The sequence below is a fragment of the Streptomyces sparsus genome (assembly GCF_054776295.1).
In genome coordinates, this window is record NZ_BAAHCA010000198.1 from 1 (window position 1) to 6,774 (window position 6,774).

Consider the following 6,774-nt stretch of genomic DNA (forward strand, 5'->3'; position numbering starts at 1 on the left):
CGGCCCACACCCGGCCGCGGACCGGGGTCGGCGGGACCTGGCCGTGGCGGGCACGACTGAGGCCGGCGGCCCGCTGGGGGCCGCCGGCCTCGGCGGTGTGTGCTGCTCCTGCCGCGGTCAGCGGATCTCGGTGACCTCGGGGCCGCGCTGGAGCTTGTCGATGCCGCCCGCGTACTTGGAACCGGCCTCCGCGGTGTCCTGCTGCACACCGTCGGGGACCATCTGCGCGTCGTTGGGCAGCTTCAGCACGATCGGGTCCCGCGGCGCCATCGGCGAGTCGCCGCGCACCACGACCGCGTCCTTGAAGATCTGCTCGAGCAGTCCGGCGGCCTGCGGCTGCACGGCTCCCTGACCGGAGATGACGCCGCGCAGGAACCAGCGCGGACCGTCCACGCCGACGAACCGCACCACCTGGACACCGTTCTTGCCGTCCGGCAGCTGGACCGGTACCTGGGCGCGCAGCTCCCAGCCGAGCGGGCCCTCGACCTCGTCGATCACACCACCCTGCTGGGTGATGCCGGAGGCGATCTCCTCGCGGACCTCGTCCCAGATTCCCTCGCGCTTGGGAGCGGCGAACGCCTGGAGCTGGATCGCGCTGTCGCGCAGCACGACCGTCGCCGCCACGATGGCGTCACCGGCGACCTCCACGCGCAGCTCCATGCCCTCGACCCCGGGCACGAAGATGCCGCCGAGGTCGACGCGGCCCTTGTCGGGCTCGCTGACCTCGGAGAGGTCCCAGGGGCCGTCGGGGCGCGGAGCCGGGGGCAGTTTGACCCGCGCGGAGGCCGCTTCGGGCTCCGCGGCTCCTTCCGCCGTTTCGTCGGCGGCGGTCTTGCTCTCGTCCGAGACGCCTTCCGGCTTCTCGTCCCGCTTGTGACGACGTCCGAACACGTCACTGTCCCTTCAGGTCGGGGCGCTCGTCGGCACCGACCGCAGCGTATGGAATGTGCGGCGCAGCCCCGCCGGCTGCACCGCTGTGGCCGCCCGTGGAGCCGAAGCCCCCCGTGGCACGTGCCGATCCCGGCAACTCCTCCACCTCGTGGAAGCGCACCTTCTCGACCTGCTGCACGACGAGTTGAGCGATGCGGTCGAGTCGTTCGAACCGCACCTCCGCGCGCGGATCGAGGTTGACGACGATCACCTTGATCTCTCCACGGTACCCGGCGTCGACCGTTCCCGGGGCATTCACCAGCGCTACGCCGCAACGGGCTGCGAGGCCCGAACGGGGATGCACGAAGGCGGCGTGTCCGTCCGGCAGGGCGAGCGAGATACCGGTCGGCAGGACCGCCCGCTCGCCGGGCCGCAGGGTGCGACTCTCGGTGGTGACGAGGTCGACGCCGGCGTCGCCGGGGTGGGCGTACGCGGGCAGCGGCACCTCGGGGTCCAGCCGGCGGATCAGCACGTCCACCGGGTCGCGGGGGCCGGTCACGGGTTCACCTCGAAGGCGCGTGCCCGGCGGACCAGGTCGGGGTCGTCCAGCGCGGCCTGGATCTCCTCGTCGCGGCCGTTGTTGACGAAGTGCTCCAGCTGCACCTCGATGAACACGGCGGTGGCCCGCACCGCTACGGGGCCGTCCGGGGCGCCGAGGCGGCCGGTGGCCGTGCAGTAGATCTTGCGGCGGTGCACCGCGGTCGCCCGGGCGTCCAGGTGCAGCACGGTGCCGACCGGGACCGGCCGGACGAAGTCCGTCTCCAGGCGGCCGGTCACCGAGATGACGTGCATCAGCCAGTTGAGCGAGCCGAGCGTCTCGTCGAGGGCGGTGGCCAGCACGCCGCCGTGCGCGAGACCGGGCGCGCCCTGGTGCTCGGGACGTACGGTGAACTCGGCGGTGACGTCCACGCCGTCGCCTGCCCGGGCGAGCAGGTGGAGACCGTGCGGCTGGGCGCCGCCGCAGCCGAAACACTGGTCGTAGTGGGCGCCGATGGCGTCACCCGGCGCCGGCGCTTCCGGATGGCGCACCGGAGGCAGCGCGCCCTGGGGCGGCGTCAGCGAGGTCTTCACAGCAGTCACGTCTGGAGACCCTACCGCCGCGCGCGCGGAGCCCGGCGCAGTCCCCGGCCGGGGGCACCGGGGCACGTGCCAAGCTGGGGACATGCAGGCTTACGACGAACGACTCACCGCACCCCGCTCCTGGTGGCTGATCGCCGGACTGGTGGCGGTCTCCGCCGGGTTGATGCTGCTGCCGCTCGGGCTGGTGCCGATGCTGGTCGGGCTGGTGGCCGGCGGAGCGCTGGCGGCGGTGGCGGTGAGCGGGTACGGCTCGGTGCGGATCCGGGTGGTGGCGGGCTCGCTGGTGGCGGGCAGTGCCCGCATTCCGCTGAGCGCGCTTGGCCGCGCCGAGGCTCTGGACGCCGAGCAGGCGAGGGCGTGGCGCACCCACAAGGCGGATCCGACGGCGTTCATGGTGCTGCGCGCCTACGTCCCGACGGCGGTGCGGGTGGAGGTCACGGACCCGGCGGATCCGACGCCGTACGTCTACCTGTCCTCGCGCCGCCCGGAGCGTTTGGTCGCCGCGCTGGAATCGGCGTCCTCCTCGGTCTGACCGGTCGGAAGCCGTCCGGCGGAGGTCGCCGTCCCACCGCCGGGGAGCTGTTCGGCGGGCGGGAGGGCCGGCCAGGGCTGCTGGCGCTCTCGCAGGTCACCGCGGATGCGCTCGGCGAGCTTGCGGGTCTCCCGGCGGTTCATGGCGGCACCGGCCGCGGCGCCGATCAGGAACGGTGTCAGGTTGGGCAGGTTGCGCAGGGTGCGCTTCATCAGCCGCTGGCGGAGTTCCCGGCGGAACTGGGCGCCCAGGGCCACTGTGACGGTGGCCGGAACGACGGGGTCGATGCCGCGCTCGCTGGACCAGGAGTTCAGGTAGGCCAGCCCGCGCTGGCCGGCGTTGCCCGGTGGGCGGACGCCGTAGAGCTCGTGGAGCTCGGCGACGAGCTTGAGCTCGATCGAGGCGACACCGAGGATCTCGGCGGCGAGTTCGGCCGGCATGGCCGGCGGGATGGGCAGCATCGCTGCGGCTCCGACGCCGGCACCGACGGTGGCGGAGCCGCGTGCCGCGCTGGTGACGAGCCGGTCGGCGATCTCCTCACGCTCCTGGCCGGGGAAGTGCGCGCGCAGCGTGGCGAGGTCGCGGAAGGGGATCCGCGGCGCGGTTTCGATGAGCTTGTCGGCGAGAGCACCGAGAAACGCCCGCATCCTGTGTCGGTCGTCGTCGGGCTTCCGGGCTTTCGCCTTGTTGCGTACACCGAGCCGGCCGCGTAGGCCCGACCCGGGCGCACGCCGGGGAGCGAGCGAGGCGTCCCTGCCTCGCTCGGCATCACGTGCGTCGTCGGCCGCCATGGGCACCGTCGCTGATCAGGCCGCGCAGTCGCGGCAGATCGGCTGGCCGTTCTTCTCCTCGGCGAGCTGCGAACGGTGGTGGACCAGGAAGCAGCTCATGCAGGTGAACTCGTCCTGCTGCCGGGGCAGCACCCGGACGGACAGTTCCTCGTTGGAGAGGTCCGCTCCGGGCAGTTCGAGACCCTCGGCCTGCTCGAACTCGTCCACGTCTACGGTCGACGCGGCCTTGTCGTTCCGGCGTGCCTTGAGCTCCTCGATGCTGTCCTCGTTGGCATCATCATCAGTCTTGCGTGGCGTGTCGTAATCCGTTGCCATCTGGCTCTCCCCCTCTGGGTGTCGGTAGCTGTCTCAGCGCGTAACGCGTGAGGGGCCGGACTTGTGCCCGACCCGAGGCGGAGATTTTGCCTCACATCAAGGTCTGTTACTCAATCGACACCCAACCGGACCCCTGAAGTAGTGGTCCGACGGACTGCCGGTGGGCCGGTTATGGCCCGAACGTCGTAGTTCGCGCACGCCATCACGGGTACTTCCCGCAATATCGACCTGCGAAAACCTGGATTTTAGGGTGTTTTTCCCCGGGTTCCCGACCACAGGACCCGATGGATCAAAAAATCGGGTGTGCGATCGATCACAACGGGGGCAGGTGGAGGCCGAATCGGCTGATTTCCACCCATAGCCAGCCTCCCTCTCTCGGGCATGCACCGTACACGTATCGGGCGGGCGCCGCGCCCGCGGTCCAGGTGCCCAGCTCGGGCCGCTTGAAGCACCGGTCCCGCGCGGGGTGCGCGGTGCCGCCCGGACGGGACCGCCCGCGCCGGCTCCGCCGCTTCCGCCGCACCGCGGCTCACACCGGTAGCGCGACCGTCACGACGAGCCCGCCGTCCTCACGCGGCACAGCCGAGATGGTGCCGCCGTGCGCCCTGGTGGCCGACCGGACGATGGACAGGCCCAGGCCCACTCCCTTGTCACTGCCGGTCCGTTCGGTGCGCAGCCGGCGGAACGGCTCGAACAGGTTGTCCACCTCGTAGGCGGGGACCTGCGGACCGGTGTTCTCCACCGTGAGCACCGCCTGCCCCGGCCGGGCCTCGGTGCTCACCCGCACCCAGCCGCCCTCCGCGATGTTGTACCGGATGGCGTTCTGCACCAGGTTCAGCGCGATGCGTTCCAGCAGCACCCCGTTGCCCTGCGCGTAGACCGGCTGCCGGACGCCGCGCAGTTCCACGCCCTTGCGCTCGGCCTCGGTACGGGTCTGCTCGACCGCCTGATCGGCCACCTCCGCCAGGTCCACCGGTTTGCGGTGGACGATCTCGTTCTCGCTGCGCGCCAGCAGCAGCAGGCCCTCGACCAGCTGCTCGCTGCGTTCGTTGGTGGCCAGCAGCGTCTTTCCCAGCTGCTGCACCTCCACCGACGCCTCCGGATCGGAGAGCTGCACCTCCAGCAGGGTCCGGTTGATCGCCAGTGGCGTGCGCAGCTCGTGCGAGGCGTTCGCGACGAAGCGCTGCTGGGCGGTGAACGCGCGGTCCAGCCGGTCCAGCATGTCGTCGAAGGTGTCGGAGAGCTCCTTCAACTCGTCGTCGGGGCCGTCCAGCTCGATCCGCCGGTGCAGGTCGGAGCCGGCCACCTGGCGGGCGGTGCGGGTGATGCGCCCCAACGGCGACAGCACCCGGCCGGCCATCACGTAGCCCAGGGCGAACGCGGCCACCGCGAGCCCCATCAGTGCCAGCAGGGAGCGTTGCAGCAGGGAGTCCAGGGCGATCCTGCGCTGCAACTGGAGGCAGGCGTCCAGCGCCTGCCCCAGGTCGGCCCCGCTGCCGCTGGCGGGCAGCTCGCAGGTGTCGCTGGCGACCTGCACGGGACCGCTGATCCGCAGCGACAGCCGGCTGCCGTCCTGCAGCGCCTGCGCGGCGAGCAGGTAGATGATCGTCAGCAGCACCATGCCGGCGATCAGGAACATGCCGCCGTAGAGCAGGGTGAGCCGTATCCGGATGGTCGGACGCAGCCACGGGTACGAGCGCGGCGGGGCCGTCGGGTCCCAGGTGGGCTTCGGTGGCGTCCGCGGCGGCGGGCCGGCGGACCGGGAGGAGGTGGGGGCGGTCATGGCGGGCTCAGATTCGGTAGCCGGAGCCGGGCACGGTGACGATCACCGGCGGCTCGCCGAGCTTGCGCCGCAGGGTCATCACCGTGACCCGGACCACGTTGGTGAAGGGGTCGGTGTTCTCGTCCCAGGCCTTCTCCAGGAGCTGCTCGGCGGAGACGACCGTGCCGTCGCTGCGCATCAGCACCTCGAGCACGGCGAACTCCTTGGGCGCGAGCTGGATCAGCCGGCCGTCCCGGTAGACCTCGCGGCGGTTCGGGTCGAGCTTGATCCCGGCGCGTTCCAGTACCGGCGGCAGCGCCACGGTGGTCCGTCGGCCCAGCGCGCGGACGCGGGCCGTCAGCTCGCTGAAGGCGAACGGTTTCGGCAGGTAGTCGTCGGCGCCGATCTCCAGCCCCTCGACCCGGTCGCTGACGTCACCGGAGGCGGTGAGCATCAGGACCCGGGTGGGCAGGCCCAGCTCGACGACCTTGCGGCAGACGTCGTCGCCGTGGACGAGCGGGAGGTCCCGGTCGAGCACGACGACGTCGTAGTCGTTGAGGTCCACCCGCTCCAGGGCCGCGGCCCCGTCGTACACGACGTCCACGGCCATGGCCTCCCGGCGCAGACCGGTGGCGACGGCGTCTGCGAGCAGTTGCTCGTCCTCGACGACGAGTACGCGCACGGCGCTTCCTTCCCTCATGAACAGAAGATGACCGGTCGCGGCAGTCCCGCGATCTGTCCGTTGTGACCTCCATCGTGCCCCGAAGTCTCATAAACCGGCTGTAAGGGAGCCCGGCAGCGCACTTTTCAAACCTGGCAGCGGATTTTTCCGGGGCTTGAGGTTTCTCTGAGGCTCGGGGTGGGGAAATCCCCTGCACACCCGCGATCACGCCCTGTAGGCGGCATGCCACCCGCGCTGTCGACCACCGTCAGGGGACACGCCGTGATCGATCCAACCCCCGGCACACCCTCGTGCCGCCGACCCACGACGAGGGGGCGCACCATGGACGCGTTCACCGCAGGCCTTCTGCAGCGCATAAGGAGTACGGAACACGACATGAACCGCGCTCGCGAGTCCGGCGACGACTTCCTCGCAGAGGTCGAGCAGGCTGAGCTCGAAGACCTGCACCGGCTGGCTTCCGAGCACGGTGTGGAGGTCGGCGTCCTGCGCTGACCCTGACACCCGGCACGACACCTGGCACCACGAAGGTGCCCCCGAACTGCCGCGGGGGCACCTTCGCCATGTGCGGGCCCGGCGCCCGGGCCCGTCAGTCCTGCCAGGCGCCGAGATCGTCCAGCATCGGTTGCAGGCGGGTGAAGACCTCCGGGGAGGCGGCGACCACCAGGTCGGGCCCGGCCGGGCG

At 71.4% G+C, this 6,774-nt stretch carries 8 protein-coding genes; 1 reads left to right on the forward strand and 7 read right to left on the reverse strand.

The window, feature by feature from the left end; genetic code table 11:
* Positions 1 to 117 precede the first annotated feature (117 nt).
* Genes ACYVE9_RS11930 through ACYVE9_RS11940 form a run of 3 tightly spaced genes read right to left on the reverse strand, consistent with a single transcriptional unit; the run spans position 118 to position 1,989 of the window.
* Positions 118 to 891, reverse strand: coding sequence for a DUF3710 domain-containing protein (locus tag ACYVE9_RS11930; protein ID WP_461027770.1), 774 nt, complete (start codon positions 889 to 891; stop codon positions 118 to 120).
* A 1-nt stretch (position 892) separates the two neighbouring features.
* The gene (gene dut, locus ACYVE9_RS11935) at positions 893 to 1,429 is read right to left on the reverse strand and encodes a dUTP diphosphatase (RefSeq protein ID WP_461027771.1); all 537 of its coding nucleotides are present in this window, start codon (positions 1,427 to 1,429) and stop codon (positions 893 to 895) included.
* Positions 1,426 to 1,989, reverse strand: a complete 564-nt coding sequence (locus tag ACYVE9_RS11940) for a PaaI family thioesterase (protein ID WP_461027776.1) — start codon at positions 1,987 to 1,989, stop codon at positions 1,426 to 1,428. The genes dut and ACYVE9_RS11940 overlap by 4 nt, the downstream gene beginning before the upstream one ends.
* A gap of 103 nt (positions 1,990 to 2,092) precedes the next feature.
* Between ACYVE9_RS11940 and ACYVE9_RS11945 the strand changes: the two genes are divergently transcribed.
* Positions 2,093 to 2,542, forward strand: a complete 450-nt coding sequence (locus tag ACYVE9_RS11945) for a DUF3093 domain-containing protein (RefSeq protein WP_461027772.1) — start codon at positions 2,093 to 2,095, stop codon at positions 2,540 to 2,542.
* On the opposite strand, the gene ACYVE9_RS11950 is transcribed toward ACYVE9_RS11945, so the two are convergent.
* The 4 genes from ACYVE9_RS11950 to ACYVE9_RS11965 all read right to left on the reverse strand — a co-directional run bounded on the left by ACYVE9_RS11950 (position 2,476) and on the right by ACYVE9_RS11965 (position 6,092).
* Positions 2,476 to 3,333: a hypothetical protein gene (locus ACYVE9_RS11950; protein WP_461027773.1), complete on the reverse strand. Its 858-nt coding sequence runs from the start codon at positions 3,331 to 3,333 to the stop codon at positions 2,476 to 2,478. The two genes, ACYVE9_RS11945 and ACYVE9_RS11950, sit on opposite strands and share 67 nt — an antisense overlap.
* A gap of 15 nt (positions 3,334 to 3,348) precedes the next feature.
* Entirely contained in the window at positions 3,349 to 3,648 is a 300-nt protein-coding gene (locus ACYVE9_RS11955) for a DUF4193 domain-containing protein (RefSeq protein ID WP_461027774.1), read from the reverse strand.
* Positions 3,649 to 4,177: 529 nt separating this feature from the next.
* Complete coding sequence (locus tag ACYVE9_RS11960; protein ID WP_461027775.1) at positions 4,178 to 5,431, reverse strand: sensor histidine kinase; 1,254 nt, start codon at positions 5,429 to 5,431, stop codon at positions 4,178 to 4,180.
* A gap of 7 nt (positions 5,432 to 5,438) precedes the next feature.
* Complete coding sequence (locus ACYVE9_RS11965) at positions 5,439 to 6,092, reverse strand: response regulator transcription factor (protein ID WP_461027777.1); 654 nt, start codon at positions 6,090 to 6,092, stop codon at positions 5,439 to 5,441.
* Positions 6,093 to 6,774 lie beyond the last annotated feature (682 nt).

Bases quoted from the DNA above. Each gene is read 5' to 3' on its own strand.
- ACYVE9_RS11945 (WP_461027772.1), top strand. From the start codon at position 2,093: ATGCAGGCTTACGACGAACGACTCACCGCACCCCGCTCCTGGTGGCTG.
- ACYVE9_RS11960 (WP_461027775.1), bottom strand. From the start codon at position 5,431: ATGACCGCCCCCACCTCCTCCCGGTCCGCCGGCCCGCCGCCGCGGACG.
- ACYVE9_RS11955 (WP_461027774.1), bottom strand. From the start codon at position 3,648: ATGGCAACGGATTACGACACGCCACGCAAGACTGATGATGATGCCAAC.
- ACYVE9_RS11950 (WP_461027773.1), bottom strand. From the start codon at position 3,333: ATGGCGGCCGACGACGCACGTGATGCCGAGCGAGGCAGGGACGCCTCG.